This window comes from Plantactinospora sp. WMMB782, assembly GCF_049179135.1.
GTDB lineage: Bacteria > Actinomycetota > Actinomycetes > Mycobacteriales > Micromonosporaceae > Plantactinospora.
The window spans coordinates 7,583,195-7,607,028 of record NZ_JBMHMC010000007.1 but is presented as its reverse complement, the minus strand read 5'-3'; the positions used below and the strand labels follow the sequence as shown (position 1 = coordinate 7,607,028).

The following is a 23,834-nucleotide window of genomic DNA, read 5'->3' as shown; positions in this document are numbered from 1 at the left end:
CCGCGGCCGGACCGGGACGGCTGCCGGTGCACCCGCCTCAGCCGGCGTACGGGTCGGGCCGGTCGGATGGGTCGAACTGGTCGAACCGGTCGAACCGGTACGGGGCCAGCTCCGCGTCCCGGTCCTCGCCGAGCACCTCGGCCGCGACCAGGTCACCGGCGTACACGCTCAGGGTCGCGCCGCTGTGCGAGACGGCGAAGTGGAAGTTCGGCAGCCGGCCCGCCCGGCCCAGCACCGGCAGGCCGTCACCGGGGATGGGCCGTTCGCCGACCCGTACATCCCGGACGGTCGCGTCCCGGAGGCCGGGATAGAGCCGGCTCCCCGCCTCGACCACCCGGTCCACCGCCGGTCGGGGCACCTGGTACCCGCCGTCGGTGGCCGGCTGCGCCGCGTCGTCGATCTCCGGACTGTGCAGCAGCAGCCGCCCGCGCCCGTCGGGGCGCAGGTGGACGTGTGGGGCGTGCACGACCCGGGCGACCGTGACGGTGGTCGGCGAGGTGTAGACGAGTACGCCACGGGTGTTGCGCATCGGCAGCGCGAGCCCGGCGAGTTCGGCGACCTGGCCGGCCCGCGGCCCCGCGCAGTTCACCACGGCGGCGGCGGGCAGCCGGCGTCCCGAGGCGAGCCGCACCGCGCGTACCTCGGCACCGTCGACCTCCAGGCCGGTGACGGCGTCGTCGCGGACGACCTCTGCACCGCCGGAGACCGCGGTCGCCAGCAGGTGCCCGACCAGGCGGGCCGGGTCGACCCAGCCCTCGCGGGGGAAAAAGGCGATCTGGTCGGGCGGCAGTTCGGCCGGAGCCATCTCCGGTTCGAGGCGGAGCACGTCGTCGCGGTCCAGCCACCGTGCCTCGTACCCGTAGTCGAGGACGCCCTCGACCTTCGCCCGCAGTTCGGCGCGGGCGTCGTCGCCGTCGGCCCACTCCAGGTTGCCGCCCTCGTGGTACCAGTCGCCCTGCGGCGCCTCGGCCGCGAGCCGGCGGTGCGCCGCCATGCTCGCCACGCTCAGCTCGTGGTAGGCCCGGGGCTGCTTGCCACAGGAGTTGGTCCAGGAGAACGTCGCCCCGGAGGTGCCGCCGGCCGGCGCACCGGCGTCGACGACGGTGACCCGGGCGCCCCGGCGGGTCAGCCCGGCGGCGACCGCCGCGCCGTAAACTCCGGCTCCGATCACGACCACCCGGGTGACCATGCTGATCGTTCCCCTCTCCGTGGAATTCCGTCCGGGACGGGTGCGCGGCCTGCTGCCGATTCTCGCCGACGGGCCGCCAGGTCCACATGCCACGTTCGGTCGAAGCGGCGGGATTGGTGCCGCGCGGCTCGGTCGGCCACGACGCCGACGTCCGGGGGCCGGTGCGCGACAGGACGCCCAGATTTCACGCCCTGGTCACCGGATGCTCGGGCCCCGACGATAGACACGCGGGCGGAGATCAACGTCAAGGAGGAAGCATGTCCTGGAGTTCCGGGCGAACCGGCCGGTACGCGGTCCGGGCGGGCCTGCTCGCCGTCACCGTCGCCGTTGCCGGGGTGCCCGCTGCCGCGTCGCCGGCGACGGCACACGGCGACGCCGCTACGGTGCGGTTCGCCACGTTCAACGCCTCCCTCAACCGTGGCGCCGAGGGCGCGCTGCGCTCCGACCTTTCCACCCCGGGCGACGCGCAGGCCCGGACGATCGCCGAGATCGTGCAACGCACCCGGCCGGACGTGCTGCTGATCAACGAGTTCGACTTCGACCCGGTGGCCGCGCGGCTGTTCCAGCAGAACTACCTGTCGGTCGGCCAGCACGGTGCCCGGCCGGTCCGATACCCCTACCGGTTCGTCGCGCCGAGCAACACCGGGATCGCCTCCGGTTTCGACCTCAACAACGACGGTGTGCTCGCCACCGAGCCCGGCACCACCGGGTACGGCGACGACGCCCTCGGCTTCGGTGCCTTCCCCGGGCAGTACGGCATGGTGGTCTACTCCCGCTATCCGATCGACCTCCGGCAGGCCCGCACCTTCCAGGAGTTCCGCTGGAGGGACATGCCGGGCGCGCTGTTGCCGGACGACCCGGACACCTCGACGCCGGCCGACTGGTACTCCCCGGCGGAGCTGGCCGCGGTCCGGCTCTCCTCGAAGAGTCACTGGGACCTGCCGGTCCAGCTCGGACGGCGTACCGTGCACTTCCTGGTCAGCCACCCCACGCCGCCGGTCTTCGACGGCGCGGAGGACCGCAACGGGCGGCGCAACTTCGACGAGATCCGGTTCTGGGCCGACTACGTCCGGCCGGGCGCCGGACGGTACATCTACGACGACCGGGGACGGCGGGGCGGGCTGCGCCCCGGCGCGGAGTTCGTGATCGCCGGGGACCTCAACTCCGACCCGAACGACGGGGACAGCCTTCCGGACGCCGCACGGCAGCTCCTCGACCACCGGTGGATCGACGACCGGTTCGTGCCGGGCAGCGCGGGTGCGGCCGAGGCGGCTGCCGTGCAGGGCGGCGCCAACACGACGCACCGCAGCGAGCCGGTGCACGACACGGCCGACTTCGCCGACGTACCGGGGCCGGGGAACCTCCGCGCCGACTACGTGCTGCCGTCCCGGGACCTGGAGGTACGCGGCGGGGGCGTGTTCTGGCCGGTGGCCGGCGATCCGCTGGCGCGGCTGACCGGGACGTTCCCGTTTCCCAGCTCCGACCACCGGCTGGTCTGGCTGGACCTGCGCGTCCGGTCGCGCGGAGTGTGAAGGAATACCTGGTCAGCAGCGACCTGGGGGCGTCCTTCCGATCTTGCGAAAGGTTGGTCGTTGTCGATGTGTCGGTGGTGCGTCGTGGGGAGTTGACTGCCGATCAACCCAGGCGGCCCGGGGCGCGGACCACGTGCTCTCGGACCTTCGTACCGCTCGGTACAGATCGTGACGCAGGCCACCGACCGATCGGTACAAAACCCTGTTACGGTTGCTGCACAGCCGAGCGGCAAAGCACGTCGGCCGTGTCTGCCAGGCAGAACAGCCGCCTGGACCGCACCGGTCGGCGCCAACGAAATGGGAGATCGATCATGAGTTCCGACGCGAAGAGTTCGGGCATGTCGACCGAGGAACTGCGCGACTTCTACCTGCGGTACATCGAACTGGCGAACAAGCGCGAGTTCCACCGCATGGCCGAGTTCGCCCACGACGAGGTGATCCTCAACGGCACCCCGGTCAAGCGCGACGACATGGTGGCCGAGTTCCACAGGCACACCGACGCCGTGCCGGACTTCCACTGGGAGATCCAGGACCTCGTCATCGAGGGTGACCGGGTGGCCGCCCGCCTGATCGACACGGGCACGCCGGTCGCGCAGTGGAACGGCCTGGCCCCCACCGGGGCATCCGTGGAGTTCGCCGAGACCGCCTTCTACCAGGTCCAGGACGGCCGGTTCAAGTTCATGTGGTATCTCATGGACGCCGACACGGTGCGGCGGCAGCTCGCCGGCTGACCCGCCGACCTGGCACCGCGCGATGACCGCCGCTGACCTTCGGGTATCGAGGGTCAGTGGCGGTTCCGCATCCCACGCAACCGCAGTCGCGGCCCCAGCGTGACCCGGTCGAGCAGACCTTCGCCTGGCTCATGCCCGTCGCGGCCTTGCCCGCTACGGCTGGACGGGTCTCAGGGGTGGTACTCGCCACGGGTGCGGGGTAGCCATTGCGGATGGGTGTTCCGTACGTAGTGGAGAAGTCCCTCGCGTAGGTCGCAGCGGAGGTCCCAGGCGCTGGGTCCGTCTGCGGCGGAGGCGTGGATCTGGATGACGACGGTCTGTGGGGTGGTGTCGACCATCTGTAGGACCCACTGGTGCCGGTCCCACAGCGGTGACGATTCGACGAGGCGTTTGGTCTCCTGTCGGAGGTCGTCCAGGTCGGCGGTGTGGTCCAGGTGGATGCGGATTTCGCCGACCACCCGGGTTTCGTGCCGTGTCCAGTTCTGGAAGGCGTGTTCGGTGAAGTAGGTGGTGGGTAGGACGAGCATCCGGTCGTCCCAGAGCCGGATCACGACGTTGGTCAGTTTCACCTCCTCGACCCGGCCCCATTCGCCGTCTATCACGAGTACGTCGTCGACGTGCAGGCTGTCGGCGAAGGCGACCTGGATGCCGGCGAAGGCGTTGCCGAGTGCGGTCCGGGCGGACAGGCCGATCACCGCGCCGATCACGCCGGCGGAGGTCAGGAAGGTGATCCCGAAGGTGCGTACGGGCCGGAAGGTGACCAGGATCAGGCCGATCGCCACTACTATGACGACTGCTGAGGTCAGTCGGCGTACGGGTCGGATCTGGGTCCTTGCGCGGCGGATTCTGCGGTCGGTGACCGTCTCGCCTGGCAGTCGGCTGAACGCGACGCCTTCGGCGACGTGTAGAGCCTTGACCACCAGCCATCCGGCGCTGGCGATCAGCAGCAGCAGGATGACATGGCGGATCCCGCGGATCCATCCTTCCCCGTCCGAGGGCAGCGCGAAGTACAGCGCCGCGAGCAGCAGCACCACCGTGGTCGGGCGGCGGCAGGCGTGGCGCAGGGGGGTCAGCAGCCACTGGTAGCGGCCACGGGCGAACCGGCGGACCAGCACGCCGGTCAACAGGTCCACCAGCACGGCCGTGCCGACCGCGGTCAGTACGATCAATGCCGGGCGCAAGGGATCCCGTCCGCTGCGGTTCTGGTGTCCATCCTTCGCGGCTCCTCACTCCGTGGCACCGCATCAGCCTGACAGCGAGCGGCGGGGAAGGGGCGGGTATCACCAACGGTCGCGCCTCCGTGGACCGACCGTGCTGCCGAATCTTGCGACGTGCAGCCTGGTTGATACGTGCAGCCTGGTTGATACGTGGAGCGTGGTTGATACGTGGAGCCTGGTTGATCAGGCCCCGCCCAGGCTGGTCACCAGGTTGACGGCGACGGCGAGGATGACCGTGCCGAACAGGTAGGACAGCAGTGCGTGGCCGAGGGCGGTCTTCCGGATCCGCGTACTGGCCGGCTCGCTCTCCGACACGGCGAAAGACATGCCGACGGTGAACGCGAGATAGGCGAAATCACTGTAGGTCGGTGGTTCGCTCTGTTTGAAGTCGATCCCGCCGTCCTCAAGATAGAACATGCGTGCGTACTTCAAGGCGAACACGGTGTTCATCAATGCCCAGGACAGGATCGTCGTGAGCACACTCACGATGGCCAGGGTGACCGCGAGCGCGTCCTGGTTCTGCGAGGAGTGGACGAGGGCCCAGGCAACGGCGCCGAGACTGGCCACCGCGGCGATCAGCACCGCGCTGTCAGTAGAGCGTGAACGGCTCTCCTCCTCCGCGAGCCGCTCGGTGCCCTCCGGCCCCTGATGCCAACTGATCCGCCAGACCCAGACCAGCACGACGGCGGCGGCCACGTTCCAACCAACCAGCGGAAACAGCTCGGGGAACCCGAGCACCGCGACCGCCACGGCGACGACGGCGCCGGCGGCCAGCGAGATCGACAGACGCCGGACTGAGATAATCCGGTCCGGTGATCGCATCTTGACCTGGCCCATGGACTCAGGATTCCAGGCGGTCGGCGAAAGGCCGCCCAGCCATGCCGCCTCGGCGGCTACCTGACGAGTCCGCAGCGACCGCCGCTCCATCAGCCGGATCGGATCGGTCAGCTCTCGGCACCGGTCACCGTCCCGGGCTTGCCGCCCCCAACGACACCGTGTCTACCGCGAACCGGCTCGGCGCCGGTCTGGTCTTCCGGGCACGCGTGGTCGTCCCGGAATCGGGTACCCGCCGACGACGCTCAGGACGGGAACGACGCTCAGGACGGGCTGGTCGACGGCAAGGGGCAGGTGATGCGGGAGAACCGGGCGGCGGACCCGCCGGAACAGGGAGGAGGCGGCCGACAGGGCGCCTGGCGAACCGGTGGTCCGAGCGGCCGGGAATATGGCGGTGAGCGACGGGAGCGCGCCGTGCCGGAGGATTCCGTCGTCGTCGGCCCGGCTGTCGACCCTGTCACCGGCGAGGTTGGCCCACCGGTGGCCGAGCGGGCGGCGTCCGCCGCCGAACCGGACATCCTGCTCGATGTGCCGCAGCTCAGCGTGGACAAGATCCGGCTCAGCGTGCACGGCCTGGACGCCGATCTTTCGCTGCGGACCAGGCTGGCGAACCTGTTGCAGATCGACGCGGGCGTCCGGGTCCACCTCGAAGAGGTCGACCTCGACATCGAGGGTGTCGAGGCGGAGGCGCTGCTCAAGGTGCGGCTCGACCAACTGGCCGGCATCCTGACCCGGGCGTTGAGCACCATCGACCGCAATCCGGCGATCCTCGGAAACCTGTTGCGGACGGCGGACAACGCGGTGGGAGAGGTGAACCGCACCGCGCGGGACGCGGTGACCGGCCTGGACCGTGCCGCCGAACAGGCCCTCGGGTGGCAGGCGGCGGCGACCCGTGCCCTCGACCGGTCGGCCGGCAGCGACGTGCCGCCGAGCGGACCGCCGGTGACCGAGTCGCGCTGGTCGGACGTGTCAGCGGCGCCAGCGGGTGAGGATGCGGTGGCTGCGGCTGGCCGGTCGGCTGCGGATGCGGTGCGAGCGGGCGAAGACGCGGTGGCTGCGGCGAGCCGGTCGGGCGCGGGTGCGGTTCGGGCGGGTGAGGACGCGGTGGCTGCGGCGAGCCGGTCGGGCGCGGGTGCGGTTCGGGCGGGTGAGGACGCGGTGGCTGCGGCGAGCCGGTCGGGCGCGGGTGCGGTTCGGGCGGGTGAGGACGCGGTGGCTGCGGCGAGCCGGTCGGCTGCGGGTGCGGTTCGGGCGGAGGAAGCCGCGGCGCGCGTGGTGGACCGGGCGACCGGCACCGGTACCGGCCGGCAGGGTGACCAGGTCGGTCAGCTGCCGCCGGGGGCGACCGCCGCAGCCGCCCGAGTTGGTGAGGTGGCGAGCGGGGCACTGCGGGCGGCGGGCGGCTTCCTGCGGAGCGCTGTCCGGGATCTCGGACTCGAAACGCCGCCGTCCAGAACGGGTGCACAACGCCCGTCCGCCGAGCGCAGTCCCTCCCCGGGGCAGAGTCCGTCCGAGCGGAACCCGTCTGCCGCCGAGCGGACGCCGCCGGTGGCAGCCCGGTACCGGTCGCGGCGCACCGGCGCACGTATCCGCCGGTGGCGCTGACCGCCTGCCCGGTTGTCGGCAACGACGCCCTGCGGTAGTCACCCTGGCTCGGCCTCGTCGAGCCGGTGCGACCCGTCCGCCGGGCGGTAACCACACCGGTACGGGAAGTTTCGTCGGGACATCTGAAAGTCTGTTCAGATCCAGCGAAAGCGGCTAGCCTCGCGGGAGGTTTCTACCTGAGAGCCGAGGTACGCGATGGTTCGTGCGGCACCGCGTCTGCTCGTCGCCGTTGTGCTGAGCCTGCTCGCCGTCGCGCTGGCCGCCACCACTGTGCACCCCCGACCGGCGTACGCGCACGGGCAGCTCGCCGTCTCCACCCCGACCGACGGCGCTACGCTTTCCGCACCCGTCGAGTCGGTGTCGCTGGCCTTCACCGAGCAACCACCGTCCTTCGCGTACTTCACCGTGACGGCGCCGAACGGGGCGAGAGTGGACCGGCGCTGGTCTCCCGGCGCGCAGATCCGGCTGGAGAAGCCGGTACGCGAATACCAGCGGATCGACGGCGTCTGGCAGCCGCAGCTGTACCACGTCGGCTTCACCGTGCAGGTGCCGGTGGCGTACTGGCCGGAGCAGGGCCGGTACGTGGTGCGTTACCAGTCGGTCGCCTCGGACGGCGAGGAGGTCAAGGGCGAGCTCAAGTTCACCTACACCGGCAAGGACACGCCCGCCCCCGCCGGTTGGCAGGCCCCGACCGACCAGCCCAGTCCGGAACTGGTCGCGGCCGCCTCCGCCGGACACGGTCAGTCGACCGCCGCCGCCTCGACCCCGGCCGGGGCACCGCCGTCGGAGTCGGTAGGCGCGCCGGGCACCGGGCAGGACGACGACGGCTTGGCCACCTCGGTCTGGCTGGTCCCGGTCCTGCTGCTGGTCGGCGCCGCCGTCCTGATCGTCGGCGTCGCCCGCCGCCCGGCCCGCGCCGGCAAACCTGCCACGCACCCCCGAAACAGCTCGACCCGCCCCCGGAACAACTCGACCCGCTCCGGCGCCGCGTCCCGCTCCGGGGGGCAGGGCGGTGCGCCGGAGCGCCGCCGGAGCGGTCCCGCCGCCGCCTCGAACCGCCGCAAGCGCCGCTGACCGTCCCCTGGAGACCCCTCGCCATGATGCCGCCCCACCCCCGGCGACACCGCGCGGCGTACGCCGCCGCACTGCTCGCGCTGCTCCTGGTCGGACCGACCGGCTGCGGTGACGGTGAACCGGCCGCCACCGGAACCGAGACCGTCACGGTCACCATCGCCGACGGCACCGTCTCGCCGCCGCCGGGCCGGGTCGAGGTGGACCGGGGCCAGACGGTACGGATCACCACCACCAGCGACGTCGCCGACATGGTGCACGTGCACGGGTACGACAAGTCGGTGAACCTGCAACCCGGGGTTGCCGGCACAGTGGAGTTCGTGGCCGACCGGGACGGGCTCTTCGAGGTGGAGACGCACGGCCAGGAGTTGCAACTGTTCCAGCTCGTCGTCCGGTAGCCGGCGTTGTGGCTCGCGCACGGCGTCGGCGGGCGCCAGGACCTGCCGATCCCGTTCGGTCTCGCGCTCGCCGGTGCCCTGGTCGCCCTGGTGGTCTCGTTCGTGGCGCTGGGCGTGCTCTGGCGGGAGCCGCGGCTCGGCGCCGAACCGGCCCGACCACTGCCGGCACCGGTCCAGCGGGTGGTGGCCGCCCGGTCCTGGCCGTGGCTCTGCCGGCTGGTCGGGCTGGCCGTCGCGGCGTACGCCGGGCTCGGTTTCCTCGGCCCGGACACCGCCGACAACCCGACCGCCGGCCTGGTGTACGTGCTGTTCTGGGTCGGTCTGCTACCCCTGTCGCTGCTCTTCGGCCCGGTCTGGTCGGCGCTGAACCCGCTGCGCACCCTGCACCTGCTGGCCTGCCTGGCGCTGCGCCGCGATCCGGTACGCGGGCTGCGCGACCTGCCGCCCGGACTCGGGTACTGGCCGGCGGCCGGTGGACTCTTCGCCTTCGTCTGGCTGGAACTGGTGGCGCCGCACCGGGTGAGTCTGCCGGTGATCGGCGGCTGGCTCGCCGGGTACGCCGTGGCGATGCTTGCCGGTGCGGTCGTCTACGGGTCCCGCTGGTTCGACCGGGGCGACGCGTTCGAGGTCTACAGTGCCGTCGTCGGGCGGCTGGCGGTGCTGGCCCGGCGCCGCGACGGGACGCTGGTCCGGCAGCACCCGCTGGACGGGATGGCCGGGCTGCGCCCCGCTCCCGGCCTGGTCGCCTTCGTGGTGGTGTTGCTCGGCTCCACCATGTACGACAGCGTCTCCAACGCCCCGGGCTGGGTCCGGGTGCTCCAGTCCGGGACGGCGCCGGCCCCGCTGCTCGGCACGGCCGGGCTGACCCTGGTGGTCGTGGGAGTGCTCGGCGCCTATCTGGGCGCGACCGGCCTGGCCGGCCGGCTCGGCGGTCGTCCGGCGGGGGAGTGCGCCGGGGAGGTGGCCCATTCGATCGTGCCGGTCGCCGTGGGCTACCTGGTCGCGCACTACTTCACCCTCTTCCTGCTCGAAGGGCAGCGCACCCTGGTCCTGCTCAGCGATCCGCTCGGCACCGGAGCGGACTGGCTGGGCACCGGCTCGTGGACCGTGAGCGGGTTCGGCACCTCTCCGGCCGGCACCGCGCTGCTCCAGGTGACCGTGATCGTCCTCGGTCACGTCTTCGGCACCGTACTCGCGCACGACCGGGCGTTGCGACTCTTCGACCGCCGGACGGCGGTGGTCGGACAACTGCCGCTGCTGGTCCTGATGGTCGTCTACACCACCGCCGGCCTGCTGCTCCTCTTCGCCGCCTGAGCGGCCCGTGCGCCGCGCCCGGGTCGCTGCCGGCAGCGCGGCCGGGCAGCGCGGCCGGCGTCAGCGGCCGGGCAGCGCGGCCGGCGTCAGCGGTCGGGTGTGTCGGCGGGGGCCATCACCCGCAGCGCGTTCGCGTCGAGGCCGATCCGGATCGGGGTCCGGCCGCGTACCTCGCCGTCGACCTCGACCACGGCCGGTCGGTCGGTGTCGAGCAGGATCTCCCCGGCGGCGAGGAAGGGCTCGTCGTCGAGGGTGCGGCGGTGTCCGGTGGCCGCGTTGCGCGCCGTGGCGCGCAGCAGGTCGCGGCGGGTCGGGCCACCGACCGGGTACGCCACCAGCAGCCGGTCGTCGGCGTTCGCGTCCGCGGTGATCGGCCGGCCGGCCTGGAAGCCGCCGTTGGCGACGTAGAGCTGGTGGGTCAGGAACTCGCGGGATTCCGCGCCGGCCCGCACGCTGATCCGGATCGGACGGTGTCCGCTGAGCAGCGCCAGGGCGGTCACCGGGTACGCCAGCCGCCCGGTGGCCCGCTTGAGTCGGGCGGGTGCCCGGGCCATCACGTCGGCGGAGAGCCCGATGCCGACGTGGTTGGCGAACGGCATGCCGTCGGCGAGCCCGAGGTCGACGTCTATCACCTTTCCGCCGGCCAGCGTCGCGACGGCGGCGTCGAGGTCGAGCGGGACGCCGACGGTCCGGGCGAAGTTGTTCGTGGTGCCGAGCGGCAGCAGCCCGAGCGCGATGTCCCGGTGTGCGAGCAGTCGCGCTGCGGCTCCGATGGTGCCGTCGCCGCCACCGACGGCCAGCAGGTCCGGCGCCAGTTCGGCGGCGGCGGCCAGGCTCGCCTCCAGCTCACCGGGGCGGTCCGTCGGAAAGGTGCCGAGCAGTGTGAAGCCCGCGTCGACCAGCCGGGCCCGTGCCTCCTGGTAGAGCCGGCGGCCCCGGCGGGAGCGGGCGTTGACCACCAGCGCCGCCCGGCGCTTCCGCCGGATGGCGGCATCGAGCTCCTGCTTCGACCGCATGGGCCAAGACACTATCGGCAGCCGCCGGCCCGACCGGCGGCGTACCCGCCGGGCGGGGCGGTCCGGAACGTCACCCGGGGCGTGCGGTCAGCAGGTAGTCGTCGGTCTCCGGGCTCCACCGCAGTTCGACCGCGCCGCCGGTGGCGGCCGCCTTGCAGAACTGGAGGAAGCTGCGGTAGCCGAGCTTCTTCTCGCTGAAGTCCGGGCGGGCCCGGCGGAGCTGGTTCTTCAACCCGGAGAGCGCCACCGGGCCGTCCGCGCCGGCCAGGTCGAGGAGCACGGTACGCAGCAGCCCGAACGCCACCTCCCGGTCTCCGTGCTCGGGCAGCGACACCCCCGGGTCGCCCTTCGCCGGGCCCTCGGTCAGCTCGACCACGTTGTGTTCGGCGAGGTGCCGGAGCAGCTCGCCGAAGGCCCGGAACCCGTAGTCGGACTCGCTGAACGTGGGGTCCTTGCGCAGCAGGGTGCGCTTGAGTGTCGAGGCGGTGACCTCCCCGCCCGAGCTGCCCTGCAACCCGGCCACGGTCTGCGCGACCAGCTCGGCGAGGGTGTCGACGTCGCGTACCGGCTCGTCGACCCCCGGTGCGGCCTCCGGTACCGGCTCGATCTGCTGGTCCGGCTCGACCTGCGGCGCCTCCGCGCCGGTGGGCCGGGCCGGACGGCCCCGGCGGGGGCGGGTCGACGGGATGTCCACCCCTTCGAGCCGGTCGTAGTAGAGGAACTCGTCGCAGGCCGGCGGCAGCAGCGCCGAGGTGGACTTCTCCACACCGACGCCGATCACCCGCTTGTTGAGTTCGCGGAGCTTGTGCACCAGCGGGGTGAAGTCGCTGTCCCCGGTGCAGATCACGAAGGTGGAGAGGTAACCGCGTTCGAAGGCGAGTTCCACCGCGTCGACCGCCATCTTGATGTCGGCGGCGTTCTTGCGGCTCGCACCCATCCGCTGCGGGATCTCGATCAGCTCGACGTGTGACCGGGTGAGCATCCGGCGGTCCTCACCGAAGAACGACCAGTCGGCGTACGCCCGGCGGACCACCACCCGGCCCCGCTCGGCCAGTGCGTCCGCGATCGGGCGGAAGTCGAAGACCAGGCCGCCGAGGTGGTCCCGGGCGCCCAGCGCCAGGTTCTCGTAGTCGAGGAAGAGGGCAATCCGGTCTTCTTGATCCACGTGGTTCAGCCTACGCCCGGCGAGGCGTTCCGGGCCGTTCCGCGCCGGTGCGTCGGCGGGCGGCGCTGCCGCGTCGGGTGGTCGGCGGGGGGATCGTGGCCGGTGACGGGACGCGACACCGCCCTCGGTGCACGGCACCGACCGTGTCGACTCCGTCCGGGTTGTTACCGGAAATCACGATCGGTACGCTCGCCCACGGCAGTTGTCGATGGATCACGGGGGTGCAACGGTGTCGGAGAGCGTCAGCCGCCGGGCGGCGATCGGGATGGGGGCGGCGGCCGCCGCGCTGGTGGCGACGGGGCAGCCCGCCGTCGCCGCACCACCGGCGACGGTGGCGGTCGGCCGGGCACCGGTCTCCGGGCCGGGCGCGCCGGTCGGGCCGCTGGGGCCGACCGGCACCGCGCAGGCCACGATCCGCCAGGCGTACGCCGCGCAGAAGGCCCGGGCCGGTGGGGTGTGGCACTCGCACATCGCGATGGTCAACTCCACAGGCGCCCTGGAGACAGTCGTGGCCGACGACGTCGACAGGGTGACCCACGGCTACAGCGTGCAGAAGCTCGCCGTCGCGGTGGCGGTGATGGACAAGATCGACCGTGGTCAGCTCCGGCTCGACCAGAAGCTCGACCTCACCGCCGACATCATCCTCGGTGGCACCGGCATCTACTTCCTGCACACCGTCTGGGGTGACGACGTCACCGTCGCGAACTTCCTCACCGCGATGCTGCTGGTCTCGGACAACACCGCCGTCCGGATGTGCGGGCGGGTGGTTCCGGCGCTGGAGATCAACGAGATCCTCGCCGCCAAGGGCTTCACGCACACCCGGGTCGAGCCGGTCGCCAACCCGAACCGCTTCTTCCTCGGAGTCACCACGCCCCGGGAGACCCACGACCTGCTGTGGCGGCTGGCGAACAAGACGATCGTCACGCCGAAGTCGGCCAACTTCCTGCTCGGCATCCTGCGTTGGATCAACGGCTACCACGACGGGGTACGCCGCAACATGTCGTCGGCAGAGCGCAGCCGGGTCGCCACCAAGTACGGCGCGGACTACGACGAGCTGGGCGCGGCCCGGCACGAGGCCGGGATCATGTTCGACGCGGCCGGTGCGCCGACGCTGACGTACGCGATGTTCGCCGACTCCCTGGGCGACCTGGACAACTACGGTGCGACGCATCCGGCGGTGCAGGCGCACGCGGCGCTCGGCCGGGTCATGTTCGACTCGATCGCCACCGTCACCAACCGGACGGCGAAGGCCCGGCACCCGGTCGACCCGTTCCGCCCGGTCAGCGGCGGCTGACCGGCGCGCGTCGGGCAGCGGGCGTGCGCCGGACGAGCGCCACCCTCCGCCCTGCCCCCGGTGGCCCGGGCGCAATGCCCCGGTGGCCCGGAGGCCCTGCCCCGGTGGCCCGGCGGACGCATCCGCCCCGGCGGTCGGTCGCCGGGGCGGATGCGTCAGTAGATCGGTCGGTCGTGCGCGTCCGGTACCCCGGACTTGCGGAGGAAATAGGTATTGATCTTGTCGCGCCACTCCTCGGCGGAGCGCAACTGCTCGGCGAGCCGCTCGGTCACCCGGGCGTGCAGGGCCGGGTCGACCAGGCCCGAGCCGGCGATCCCGGCCCACCGCCGGGCCATCCCGGCCACCTCCTCCGCCCCGGCGAAGTGGCTGTCGTAGATGTGCTGGATCACCGTCGACCCGCTCTGCAGCACGTGCTGGTACGGCACGTGGTGGAAGAAGAGCAGCAGCTCGTCCGGGCACCGCTCCAGCGACTCGTAGCGGTCCGCCCAGGGCTGCGGGTACTGGCCGGTGAACCCCGTACCGGTGGCCCGGGTCCGGTCCACCCCGACGCCGTCCCGGTCGGCGAAGTGGTAGGTGCCCCAGCGCGAGTACTCGTAGCCGTCCACGTCCGGCCCGTAGTGGGTGTTCGGCCGGACCATGAAGCCGACCCCGAGCGGCGCCGTGTACCGCTCGTAGGTGTGCCACGAGTCGTCGAGCAGCGCGTGCAGCGTCCCGCGCAGCAGCTCCGGATCGCCGGTCGCCGACGGCGTGAAGGTGAGTTCGATCCACTCGTCGAGTACGGCCACCGGGTCGAGGTCGGGGGCCCAGCCGAGCCGGCCGACGGCGTACAGGTTCGCCTGGGCGAGCGGGTGCCCGGTCCAGTAGTGGTCGTCGCCGACGTTGGAGACCACCACGATTCCACCCCCGGCCGGCGCCGGCAGGTCCCCGCCGGTCGAGGGTGTCGGCGCGCCGTGGCCGGTCGTGCCGGCGACCACCGAGGCGACCGTCGGGCCATCCTCCCCCCAGGGCGCGAACCGCAGCACCTCGCTCCAGGACGGGCCGAGATAGCAGACGTGCCGCTGCTGCCCGGTGTACTCCTGGGTCGCCTGCACCTCCACCGCCAGCCGGGTGCGCGGCATCGCGGCGAGCACCGGTGAGACCGGCTCGCGGACCTGGAAGTCCATCGGCCCGTGTTTCACCTGGAGGATCACGTTCTCCCGGAACTGGCCGTCGAAGGGCGTGAAGTGGTCGTACGCCGCGCGGGCCCGGTCGACGGAGCGGTCCCGCCAGTCCTGGTGGTGGTTGTAGACGAAGGCCCGCCAGTGCACCACCCCGCCGTACGGTGCCAGGGCGTCGGCCAGCATGTTCGCGCCATCGGCGTGGCTGCGCCCGTACCGGTACGGGCCGGGCTGCCCCTCGGAGTCGGCCTTCACCATGAACCCGCCGAGGTCCGGGATCGTCTCGTGCAGCCGCCGGGCGGCCTTGGCCCACCAGGCCCGCACGTCCCCGTCCAGCGGGTCGGCGGTCGGCAGCTCGCCGAGCGCGACCGGCGCGGCGAAGTTGACCGACAGGTGCACCCGGATCCCGTACGGACGGACCAGCTCGGCGATCTCGGCGACGTCGTCGAGCCGGTCGGTCAGCAGCCGGGTCGCGGTGCCGTGCACGTTGACGTTGTTCACCGTCATCGCGTTGAAACCGCAGGCGGCCAGCAGCCGGGCGTAGCCGCGTACCCGCTCGGCGTCGTGCCGGGGTGCACCGTCCCGCCAGAATATCGACCCGCCCGCGTAGCCGCGCTCGACCTGCCCCATCCTCGGATGCACGTCGACGTTGTCCCAGTGGCTGACCAGCCGCAGCCGCATCGCCGGCCGGTGCCGCCGTGCCGGGCGGTCGGCGCCGAACGCCGCCGCGCCGAGCCGGACCACCTCGAACAGCCCGTAGAGCAGCCCGGCCGGCTCGTCGGCCAGCACCACCGTCACGCCGTGCCGCCGGACCAGCGCGAAACCCTCCGGCCCGAGTTCGTCCCCGTCCGCGTCCGGCCCCGGCCCGGCCGCCTCCGCGACCACCTCGGCTGCGCCGGCCGGCAGCGGCCCGCCCGTGCCGAGCGCGAGAACCAGGTCGTACGGCCCGCCGGAGGCACCGGCCCGGCCTCCGGTACCGGCGCCGACCCGTTGCCGGGTGACGGTGCCGCCGTAGCGGGCGCAGGCCTGCGCCACCTCGTCGTACACCGTCTGCACCAGCAGGCCCTCGCCGCAGACCAGGGTCCGGCGGCCACCTATCGCCCGGAACGCCTCCGGGGGCAACCACGCCGGGTGTACGGGCGCGGGATCGGGGGTGTTCACGGTGTTCCTTCCCGGTCTGCCGGCGAGCCGGTTCCCCGTCGACCGGCCGGGCCGGCGGCGTCCTCGCGCAGCACCAGCACTCCGGTCGGGCCGAGCCGGATCGGCTGGCCGGCCTCGATCCGCTCCCCGCCGAGCAGGTCGGTGCCGGCGGCGTACGCGGTCGTCTCGATCGGTTCGGTGCCGTGGTTGAGCAGGAACCGCAGCCGTGTCCCGTCCGGGGCGACCCGCACCGTCGACTCCAGCTCGGGCAGTTCCGCGTACGGCCCGAGCAGGTCGTGCCGTTCCAGCACCCGCCGGACCACCCAGTCCACCCCCGGCTGGTCGAGACCGGCGGCGACGTACCAGCCGTGGCCGGCACCGTGCCTGTTCCGGGTCACCGCCGGGGTACCGGCGTAGAAGTCCGCCTGGTACGTGCCGAGCACCTCGGCACCCTGCGGGATCACCAGCTCGAAGAGCAGCCGCGACTCGACCTCGACCTCGCCCGCGCTTCCACCGGCTGCTCCGGCTTCGGCGTCGCGCAGGCGTACCGGGTTCACCACCTCGGGCGGGCGGGCGTCCCACTCGTCGATCCGGATTCCCAGCAGCGGACCGAGCGGTCCGGGTACGTCGGCCAGGAACGCGTTGTCGTCCTCGTCGACCCGGCCGGACAGGAAGGTGGTGAGCACCGAACCGCCGCGTTCGGCCACCGCCGCCAGCCGCTGCGCCAGGTCACCCTTGAGCATGTGCAGGGCCGGCGCGACCACCACCTGACAGTCGGTGAGGTCCGCGGTCACCGGTACGACGTCGACGTCGACCCCGGCCGTCCAGAGTGCCTTGTAGTACGCGTGCACGATCTGCTGGTAGCGCAGCAGTCGGGACGGGCCGTCGGAGATCTCCAGCGCCCACCAGCTGTCCCAGTCGAAGAGCAGGGCGACCCGGGCCGGCGTGCGGGCGCCGAGCGTCGCTCCGCCGAGCCGGTCCAGCTCGGCGCCGAGCCCGGCCACCTCGCGGAAGACCCGGGTGTCGTCCCGACCGGCGTGCCCGATGACCGCGCCGTGGTATTTCTCGCAGGCGCCCCGGGACGCACGCAGCTGGAAGAAGAGGACCGCGTCGGCACCGTGCGCCACCGCCTGCCAACTCCACAGCCGCATCACCCCGGGGCGCTTGACCGGGTTGACGTCCCGGGACGCGGTGTGGCTCGGGGTCTGCTCCATCAGCCAGAACGGCTGGCCGTTCTTGAGGCCGCGCATCAGGTCGTGGGTCAGCGCCATCCAGGCCGGGGAGTTGTCGTCCGGCGGGTAGTTGTCCCAGGAGGCGAAGTCGAGGTGCGGTGCCCAGCGGTGGTAGTCGATCGGCCGGTACATCCCCATCAGGTTGGTGGTGACCGGGACGTCCGGGCTCGACTCGCGGATCGCCGCCTTCTCGTCGGTGAAGTTGGCGAGCATCGCCTCGGACATGAAGCGCAGGTAGTCCAGGGTGATGCCCTGGAAGGCGGTGTGGTTCGGCCCGCGCCAGTGCTCGGTGAGCGCCGACGGCGGCTCGATCTCGTCCCAGTCGGTGAAGGTGTGCGACCAGAAGGTGGTGTACCAGGCCGCGTTGAGCGCGTCGAGGCTGCCGTACCGGTCGCGCAGCCAGGCCCGGAAGCCGGCGGCGCAGAGATCGCAGTAGCAGGCGCCGCCGTACTCGTTGCCGACGTGCCAGGCGACCACCGCCGGGTTGCCGGCGTACCGGCGGGCGATCCGGCGGGCCAGTTCGGTGGAGAGCCGACGGAAGACGGGCGAGCTGGGGCAGGAGTTGTGCCGCTGCCCGTACCGGTGCCGACGCCCCTCGAAATCCGTCCGGGTCACCTCCGGATGTGCCCTCGCCAGCCAGGCCGGATGTGCTCCGGTGGCGGTGGCCAGGCAGATCTGTCGACCTTCCGCGCCGGCCCGCTCGACGATCCGGTCCAGCAGGGTGAAGTCGTAGCGGTCCGGGGCGGGCTGGAGCAGCGCCCAGTCGAAGACGCCGAGCGTGACCGTGTCGATCCGGGCGGCGTCGAAGAGCCGGTGGTCCTCCTTCCAGACCTCCTCCGGCCACTGCTCCGGGTTGTAGTCCCCGCCGAAGGCGATCTTCGGGACGATCGGCAGGCTCACGCGGTGAACTCCTTCTCGACCTTGCCGACCAGCGGGCGGCTGTTGCGGAGCAGGGCCAGCACCAGCACCGAGCCCAGCAGCCCGAGGACCGCCTCGGAGGTGAACCAGACGATGCCGGCCGCCACCACCAGCAGGCAGGCGTTGCCGAGCGTCACCCCCGGGGCGTACCCGAGGAAGTGCAGCGCAAGCCGGGCGACGTCCCGGACCCGGAAGCGGAACAGCGACGTGATCACCAGGGCGTTCCCGACCCACAGGGTGGCGCCGAGTGCGATCAGCAGCAGCGGCACCCGCCACCAGCCGGGCACCCCGGCCGCGCCGAAGTAGCTCAGGTTCAGCGCGACGATCGTCAACCAGGCGAGCCAGGGCACCCAGATCGCCAGTACGCCCAGGGCGTTGGCCCGGTAGCCGCGCCAGAACAGTGTCGCCGGTTTCAAATCGGTCAGGTCCGGCCGGTGGTGGCGCAGCGCGTACAGCGCGGCGGACAGGGCCGGGCCGAGCGGCAGTGCGCAGAGCGCGACAAGCGGCAGGTTGCTGGCATGCCGGTCCAGCAGGAAGAGCGGGACCAGACCGGGCAGGGTGGTCAGGACCAGCAGCAGCTCCACCACCAGCAGGCTGTAGACCAGTGCCATGGCCCGGGAGAGCGGCCCGGTGCCGAACCGGGCGCCGAGCCGTGCGTTGTCGTTCATTCCGGCTGCCTCCCGCGTCCGTCGGGGTCAGGTCGAGCGGCCGGTACGGGATCGCACATGCTGGTGGTCCTCTGTTCCGTGTTGCGTGGCCCGCCCGTCCCGCTGCCGGTGCGGGCGGGCCGCTGTGCCGACCTCCGGTCCGGCCGTGCCCGTGGCGGGCACGACCGGACCGGACGCCTCAGCCGTGTTCCTTCTGGTACCGCTCGTACGCCTCCTGGACCTTCTCCATGTAGGCGTCCATGTTCTTGCCCTTGAGTTCGGTCAGGTAGGCGTCCCACTGGGCGAGGTCCCGCTGCCCGAGGATGAACTGGAGCGTCGCCTGGTAGACGAAGTCCTTCAGCGGTGTCGCCCAGAGCGATATCTGCTCGCGTTCCTCGTCGGTGAACGGGTACGGCGGCATCACCGGCCGTGGGGTCCGGGCGTTCATCACCTTCTGGAACTCCTGCTCCTCCGCGGAGAAGAAGGCCTGCACCAGCTCGGGCTTGCCGCCGTAGGCGAAGACGCCGTTGGCGAAGCCGAAGTCCTTCTGCAGGTGCTTCGGCGCCTTCGGGTTGATCGCGATCATGCGGACGTCCGGGGTGAGGGCGTACTTGCCGGCGGCGTCCTTGGTGAAGGTGGTCCCCTCCACGCCCAGCCGGGCGAACTCCTGGCCGGCGTCGGAGTAGAACAGCCAGTCGATGAACTGCATCATCGCGACGAAGTTCTTGCTGTCCCGGGCCTTCTTGGAGATCATGATGCCGTTCTCCAGCCGGGAAGCCGGGTTGATCTCACCGGCCGGGCCGACCGGCAGCGGGATCTTGGTGAGCGTCGCGTTCGGCAGCGTCTTCGCCAGGTCCGGTCGGTAGTCGTTGTCGAGCGTCTGCGCGTTGCTGCTGATCACGAACGACTTGCCGTTCGCCAGCTTCTGTCGGGCGTTGTCGTCGGTCTGGGTGAAGCTCTCCGGGTCGAGCAGTCCTTCCTTCACCAGCTTGTTCAGGTAGGTCAGCATCTGCCGGTAGTTCTCGCTGGCGCCGGTGTAGAAGAGCTTCTTGGCGTTCGCGTCCCAGCTCACGTGCTGGAAGTTCCAGCCGGCGCCCTCCATGCCGTACGACGCGGCGAGGATGTTCAGCAGGTTGCCGCCCGGGTTCGGCTGGCTGAACCGGTCGGAGAACGGGTAGCTGCTCGGGTACTTCGCCTTCATCGCCTTGAGCACCGTGTAGAGCTCGTCCCAGGTCTTCGGGATCTCCAGGTTCAGCTCTTTGAGGATGTCGGTCCGGATCGCCAGCGAGTAGTCGTGCCAGGGCTTCTCGTGCACCCCGGGCAGCAGGTAGAACTTGCCGTCCGCCTGGCGCCGCTGGTTGATCTCAGGAGCCAGGTTCCACTTCTCGATCTTGTCCTTGAAGTTCGGCATCAGGTCGAGGTAGTCGCTGACCGGGAGGATGGCGCCGGAGGAGACGAAGGTGTCCTCGGAACTCGGGTACGTCTTCGGGATGATCATCGGTGCGTCGCCGGCACCGATCAGCAGGCTGCGCTTCTGCTCGTAGTCGCTCAGCGGCACGGAGACCGGTTCGAGCGTGACGTTGGTCCGCTTGTTCAGCTCGGACCAGAACAACCAGTCGGCCTTGTAGGGGTAGTTCGGGTGGTTGTTGTAGAGGATGGAGAAGGAGACCGGTTCGGTCGCCTTGAACTGCTGGTTGACGCCGAGTTCGGCCATCGCGCCGGCCCGGTTCGCCGACAGGTCCTCGGCGTCCGACTCGTCGCCACTGCCGCAGGCGACGAGCGAGAGGGTGAGCGCGCCGGCAGCTACCACCGCTGCTCGGCGCCGGGCTCGTTGGAACATCAGGCTTCCTTTCGCTGGTGGTTCGTGGGTTCGACGGCTCACCGCCCGCCGGGCTATCCCTTCACCGCGCCGAGCATCACGCCGGACACGAAGTACCGCTGCACGAAGGGGTAGACCAGCAGGATGGGCAGGGTGGTGAGCACGATGGTCACAGACTTGAGGGTCGCCTCGGCCTGTACCTCGTTCGCCTCGGTGACGGCGCCGATGTTCTCGGAGCCGACCGCGCCGGCGATCAGGTTGCGCAGGTAGACGGTGACCGGCAGCAGGTCCTGCCGGTCCATGTAGAGGAACGCGGAGAACCACGAGTTCCAGAACGAGACGGCGTAGAAGAGGACCATCGTGGCGATCACCGCCTTCGACAGCGGCAGCACGATCCGCAGCAGGATCCCGTACGTGTTCAGCCCGTCGACGGCGGCGGCCTCCTCCAGGTCCACCGGCAGGCTCTCGAAGAACGCCTTCATCACCAGCAGGTTGAACACGCTTATCGCGTTGGGCAGCACGATCGCCCAGATGGTGTTCGTCATGCCGAGGCTGCTGATCAGCACGTAGTTGGGGATCAGGCCGCCGTTGAAGAACATGGTGAAGACCGCGATGCCGATCAGCGCGGTACGCCCCTTGAGGTGGTGCTTGGAGAGCACGTACGCGAAGCAGGTGGTCAGCACCATCGCGATCGCGGTGGCGACGACGGTGTAGACCACGGTGTTCCGGTAGTTGGTCCAGAACAGCGAGTCCTTCATCACCAGCTCGTACGTGCCGGTGGTGAACCCGCGCGGCCAGATCGTCACCTGGCCGGCGATGATGTACGCCTCGTCGCTGAGCGACCGGGCCACGATGTTCAGGAACGGGTAGAGCGTCACCACCACCACGCCGGTGAGCACGATGGCGTTGAACACCCGGAACACCCGGTAGCCCCTGGTGTCCTGGATGCCTCGGCGCCGCCGGGGCCGGCCGAGCCGCTCGGTGGCCCGCTCCGGGTCGGCGGTCTCGGGGTGGGCGGTGCTGGAGTCGACGGTCACCACAGGCTCGTCCCCACTGTGCGGCGGGAGATCGCGTTCGCGGACAGGATCAGGGTCAGCCCGATCAGGGCCTCGAAGAGCCCGATCGCGGCGGCGTAGCTGAAGTTGCTGGACTGGAACGCCATCCGGAACAGGTACGTGGAGATGACGTCCGCTGTCGGGTACGTCAGCGGGTTGTAGAGCAACAGGATCTTCTCGAAGCCGACCGCCATGAAGGTGCCGATGTTGAGGATCAGCAGCGTGACCATGGTGGGCCGGATGCCGGGCAGCGTCACGTGCCAGGTCTGCCGCCACCGGTTGGCGCCGTCGATCCGGGCCGCCTCGTAGAGGTTCTCGTCGATCGTGGTTAGGGCGGCGAGGTAGAGGATGGTCCCCCAGCCGACCGTCTGCCACACCTCGGAGGAGACGTAGATGGTCCGGAACCACTCCGGCCGTTGCAGGAACGGGATGGCGTCCTCGCCGGCCGCCTCCACGATCTGGTTCACCGTGCCGTCGGTGGAGAGCAGCTGCATCACCATCGCGGCCACGATCACGATCGAGAGGAAGTGCGGCAGGTAGGAGACCGACTGGACGAAGCGCTTGAGCTTGCGGGTCCGGACCTCGTTGAGCAGCAGCGCCAGGATCACCGGCAGCGGGAAGACGATGACCAGGGTGAGCGTGCCCAGGATGAGGGTGTTGGTGAAGACCTCCCAGAACGTCGGGTCGCTCAGGAACATCTTCACGTAGCGCAGGCCGACCCAGTACTCGCCGAAGATGTTGCCGCCGGGCTGGAAGCGCCGGAAGGCAATTACGTTGCCCAGCATCGGCAGGTAACGGAAGATGAGGAAGAACAGCAACGGCAGCAGCGCCAGGGAGTAGAGCTGCCAGTCCCGGCGGATCGCCTGCCGCCACGTCCGGCGGGCCTTGCGGGGCCGGCGGCGGGCCGCGTCCGGACCCGGTGGATCGGACTCGACCGTGACGGGCGGCGGGCCCGCGGTCGTCGGTGCACTCATCCTCGTACCTCCGTGCTGACGGACGGGAGCGGCGTGCCGCCCATCATGTCGAACCGGCGCCGGACGGCAACTGCGCCCGGAGCACCCGCGCGGTGGCGATCAACCGTTGATCGTGGTGCGGTGCGGTGCGGTGCGTCGTGGCGCCGTCGGCCACGGGCGACTGGCTCAACATGTCACCCCTTCGAGCCGACCAGGACACTGTCCGCCCGGGACAGTGGGCAGGTCAGGTCGGCGGGATTCGAAACTTTCGGCAATGTCCGCGTTACCTGTGCGGGGGAACCTATGCGCCGTGGCGAAGATGTGTCAAGGGTGTCTGAACTGCTGGATTCGTGACGACACCGCGTATCGTGCCCGAAGTGGCCCGGACGGTCGGCCAGGTGTCGCCGCCGGTCCGAGCCGTGGTCGGTCCGCCCGGTGTTAGGGTTTCGCACCGAAAGTTTCGGATACTTGCGGGAGGCTGTCGATGACGAGGTCCCAACGGATCGTCAGTACCCGTACCGCGACGATCGCGACCATCGCCGACGAGGTCGGGGTCTCCCTGACGACCGTCTCCAAAGTCCTCAACGGCCGATCGGACGTCGCACCGGAAACCCGGGCCAAGGTCGAGGCCAGTCTCGAACGGCACCGGTACCGTCGCCGGGTGAAGCGGCAGCCGACCGCCGTGGAGCAGATCGACCTGGTCTTCCACGAACTCGACTCGGGCTGGGCAACAGAGATCATCCGGGGCGTGGAGGCGGTGACCAGCACCGCCAAGGTGGACCTGGTCTTCTCCCAGATGGGCGGCCGACACCGGCCCTCGCAGCAGTGGCTGGAGCGGGTGCTGCTGCGCCGGCCGCTCGGCGTACTGCTGGTGCTCTGTCAGCTGACCGAGGCGCAGCGGCAGCAACTCCAGCGCCGGTCGATCCCACTGGTGGTGATCGACACCGACAGCGCGACCTCGGCCGCGGTGCCGACGGTCGGCTCCAACAACTGGAACGGCGGGCTGCTCGCCACCCGGCACCTGCTGGAGCTGGGCCACCGCCGGATCGCCTGCATCTCGGGCCCCGAGGACGTACTGTGCAGCCGCGCCCGGGCCGCCGGCTTCCGCTTCGCCCACGACGAGGCAGGCATCCCGGTCGACCCCGCACTGGTCCGGTACGGCATGTTCTCCACGCATGCCGGCTACCAGCACGGGATGGAGCTGCTGAACCGGCCGGACCGGCCCAGCGCGATCTTCGCCGGCTCCGACATGCAGGCCATCGGGGTGCTGCGGGCCGCCCGGCAGCTCGGCCTGGACGTGCCGGCGGACCTCTCGGTGATCGGCTACGACGACCTGCCGATGGCCACCTGGATCGGTCCGGCCCTGACCACCGTGAACCAGCCGCTGCGCGACATGGCCGGCACCGCCACGCAGATGCTGCTCGACCTGGCCCGGGGCGCGGAGCTGTCGACCAGCCGCATCGACCTGGTCACCGAACTCGTGGTCCGGGAGAGCACCGCGCCGCCCCGACACCGCGACTGAGCACCGGCCGGCACACCGCCGTCGA

Annotated in this window: 20 protein-coding genes; 8 read left to right on the top strand and 12 right to left on the bottom strand. The window is 71.1% G+C overall.

The window, feature by feature from the left end; translation table 11 throughout:
- Window positions 1-37 precede the first annotated feature (37 nt).
- Window positions 38-1,189 (bottom strand): NAD(P)/FAD-dependent oxidoreductase, encoded by a 1,152-nt coding sequence (locus ACN28A_RS35945; protein ID WP_421403178.1) that lies wholly within the window; start codon window positions 1,187-1,189, stop codon window positions 38-40.
- 257 nt (window positions 1,190-1,446) lie between these two features.
- Here ACN28A_RS35945 and ACN28A_RS35940 point away from each other — a divergent pair, with 257 nt between their 5' ends.
- Together ACN28A_RS35940 and ACN28A_RS35935 are read left to right on the top strand one after the other, a co-directional pair.
- Window positions 1,447-2,721 carry an endonuclease/exonuclease/phosphatase family protein gene (locus ACN28A_RS35940; RefSeq protein WP_421403176.1) on the top strand — a complete coding sequence of 425 codons (1,275 nt, stop codon included), beginning with the start codon at window positions 1,447-1,449 and terminating at the stop codon, window positions 2,719-2,721.
- A 311-nt stretch (window positions 2,722-3,032) separates the two neighbouring features.
- A complete protein-coding gene (locus tag ACN28A_RS35935; RefSeq protein ID WP_421403174.1) occupies window positions 3,033-3,452 on the top strand; it encodes an ester cyclase in 420 nt (139 codons plus the stop codon).
- Between the two features lie 170 nt (window positions 3,453-3,622).
- On the opposite strand, the gene ACN28A_RS35930 is transcribed toward ACN28A_RS35935, so the two are convergent.
- Both ACN28A_RS35930 and ACN28A_RS35925 read right to left on the bottom strand, forming a co-directional pair.
- Entirely contained in the window at window positions 3,623-4,621 is a 999-nt protein-coding gene (locus ACN28A_RS35930; protein ID WP_421403172.1) for a mechanosensitive ion channel family protein, read from the bottom strand.
- Between the two features lie 231 nt (window positions 4,622-4,852).
- Window positions 4,853-5,596: a DUF1345 domain-containing protein gene (locus tag ACN28A_RS35925; protein ID WP_421403170.1), complete on the bottom strand. Its 744-nt coding sequence runs from the start codon at window positions 5,594-5,596 to the stop codon at window positions 4,853-4,855.
- A gap of 321 nt (window positions 5,597-5,917) precedes the next feature.
- Between ACN28A_RS35925 and ACN28A_RS35920 the strand changes: the two genes are divergently transcribed.
- The 4 genes from ACN28A_RS35920 to ACN28A_RS35905 all read left to right on the top strand — a co-directional run bounded on the left by ACN28A_RS35920 (window position 5,918) and on the right by ACN28A_RS35905 (window position 9,891).
- The gene (locus ACN28A_RS35920) at window positions 5,918-7,108 is read left to right on the top strand and encodes a hypothetical protein (protein WP_421403168.1); all 1,191 of its coding nucleotides are present in this window, start codon (window positions 5,918-5,920) and stop codon (window positions 7,106-7,108) included.
- A 195-nt stretch (window positions 7,109-7,303) separates the two neighbouring features.
- Window positions 7,304-8,182, top strand: coding sequence for a copper resistance protein CopC (locus ACN28A_RS35915; protein ID WP_421403166.1), 879 nt, complete (start codon window positions 7,304-7,306; stop codon window positions 8,180-8,182).
- A gap of 23 nt (window positions 8,183-8,205) precedes the next feature.
- Window positions 8,206-8,577, top strand: coding sequence for a hypothetical protein (locus ACN28A_RS35910; protein ID WP_421403165.1), 372 nt, complete (start codon window positions 8,206-8,208; stop codon window positions 8,575-8,577).
- 6 nt (window positions 8,578-8,583) lie between these two features.
- Entirely contained in the window at window positions 8,584-9,891 is a 1,308-nt protein-coding gene (locus tag ACN28A_RS35905; RefSeq protein ID WP_421403163.1) for a hypothetical protein, read from the top strand.
- A gap of 86 nt (window positions 9,892-9,977) precedes the next feature.
- On the opposite strand, the gene ACN28A_RS35900 is transcribed toward ACN28A_RS35905, so the two are convergent.
- Window positions 9,978-10,907: a diacylglycerol/lipid kinase family protein gene (locus ACN28A_RS35900; protein ID WP_421403161.1), complete on the bottom strand. Its 930-nt coding sequence runs from the start codon at window positions 10,905-10,907 to the stop codon at window positions 9,978-9,980.
- 70 nt (window positions 10,908-10,977) lie between these two features.
- The gene (locus ACN28A_RS35895) at window positions 10,978-12,072 is read right to left on the bottom strand and encodes an NYN domain-containing protein (RefSeq protein ID WP_421403159.1); all 1,095 of its coding nucleotides are present in this window, start codon (window positions 12,070-12,072) and stop codon (window positions 10,978-10,980) included.
- A 229-nt stretch (window positions 12,073-12,301) separates the two neighbouring features.
- Here ACN28A_RS35895 and ACN28A_RS35890 point away from each other — a divergent pair, with 229 nt between their 5' ends.
- Complete coding sequence (locus ACN28A_RS35890) at window positions 12,302-13,366, top strand: serine hydrolase (protein ID WP_421403157.1); 1,065 nt, start codon at window positions 12,302-12,304, stop codon at window positions 13,364-13,366.
- A 155-nt stretch (window positions 13,367-13,521) separates the two neighbouring features.
- Here ACN28A_RS35890 and ACN28A_RS35885 read toward each other — a convergent pair whose 3' ends face one another.
- The 7 genes from ACN28A_RS35885 to ACN28A_RS35855 all read right to left on the bottom strand — a co-directional run bounded on the left by ACN28A_RS35885 (window position 13,522) and on the right by ACN28A_RS35855 (window position 22,477).
- On the bottom strand, window positions 13,522-15,684 hold the full coding sequence (locus tag ACN28A_RS35885; RefSeq protein WP_421403155.1) for an alpha-glucuronidase: 2,163 nt from the start codon (window positions 15,682-15,684) through the stop codon (window positions 13,522-13,524).
- Window positions 15,681-17,795 carry a beta-galactosidase gene (locus ACN28A_RS35880; protein ID WP_421403153.1) on the bottom strand — a complete coding sequence of 705 codons (2,115 nt, stop codon included), beginning with the start codon at window positions 17,793-17,795 and terminating at the stop codon, window positions 15,681-15,683. Before ACN28A_RS35880 ends, ACN28A_RS35885 begins: the two co-directional genes overlap by 4 nt.
- On the bottom strand, window positions 17,792-18,481 hold the full coding sequence (locus ACN28A_RS35875; RefSeq protein ID WP_421403151.1) for a hypothetical protein: 690 nt from the start codon (window positions 18,479-18,481) through the stop codon (window positions 17,792-17,794). The genes ACN28A_RS35880 and ACN28A_RS35875 overlap by 4 nt, the downstream gene beginning before the upstream one ends.
- A gap of 178 nt (window positions 18,482-18,659) precedes the next feature.
- Window positions 18,660-20,300, bottom strand: coding sequence for an extracellular solute-binding protein (locus ACN28A_RS35870; RefSeq protein ID WP_421403149.1), 1,641 nt, complete (start codon window positions 20,298-20,300; stop codon window positions 18,660-18,662).
- A gap of 53 nt (window positions 20,301-20,353) precedes the next feature.
- Window positions 20,354-21,316: a carbohydrate ABC transporter permease gene (locus ACN28A_RS35865; RefSeq protein WP_421403147.1), complete on the bottom strand. Its 963-nt coding sequence runs from the start codon at window positions 21,314-21,316 to the stop codon at window positions 20,354-20,356.
- Complete coding sequence (locus ACN28A_RS35860; protein WP_421403145.1) at window positions 21,313-22,308, bottom strand: ABC transporter permease; 996 nt, start codon at window positions 22,306-22,308, stop codon at window positions 21,313-21,315. Before ACN28A_RS35860 ends, ACN28A_RS35865 begins: the two co-directional genes overlap by 4 nt.
- A gap of 43 nt (window positions 22,309-22,351) precedes the next feature.
- Complete coding sequence (locus tag ACN28A_RS35855) at window positions 22,352-22,477, bottom strand: hypothetical protein (RefSeq protein ID WP_421403143.1); 126 nt, start codon at window positions 22,475-22,477, stop codon at window positions 22,352-22,354.
- A 294-nt stretch (window positions 22,478-22,771) separates the two neighbouring features.
- Between ACN28A_RS35855 and ACN28A_RS35850 the strand changes: the two genes are divergently transcribed.
- Window positions 22,772-23,809: a LacI family DNA-binding transcriptional regulator gene (locus ACN28A_RS35850; RefSeq protein ID WP_421403141.1), complete on the top strand. Its 1,038-nt coding sequence runs from the start codon at window positions 22,772-22,774 to the stop codon at window positions 23,807-23,809.
- Window positions 23,810-23,834: the final 25 nt, after the last annotated feature.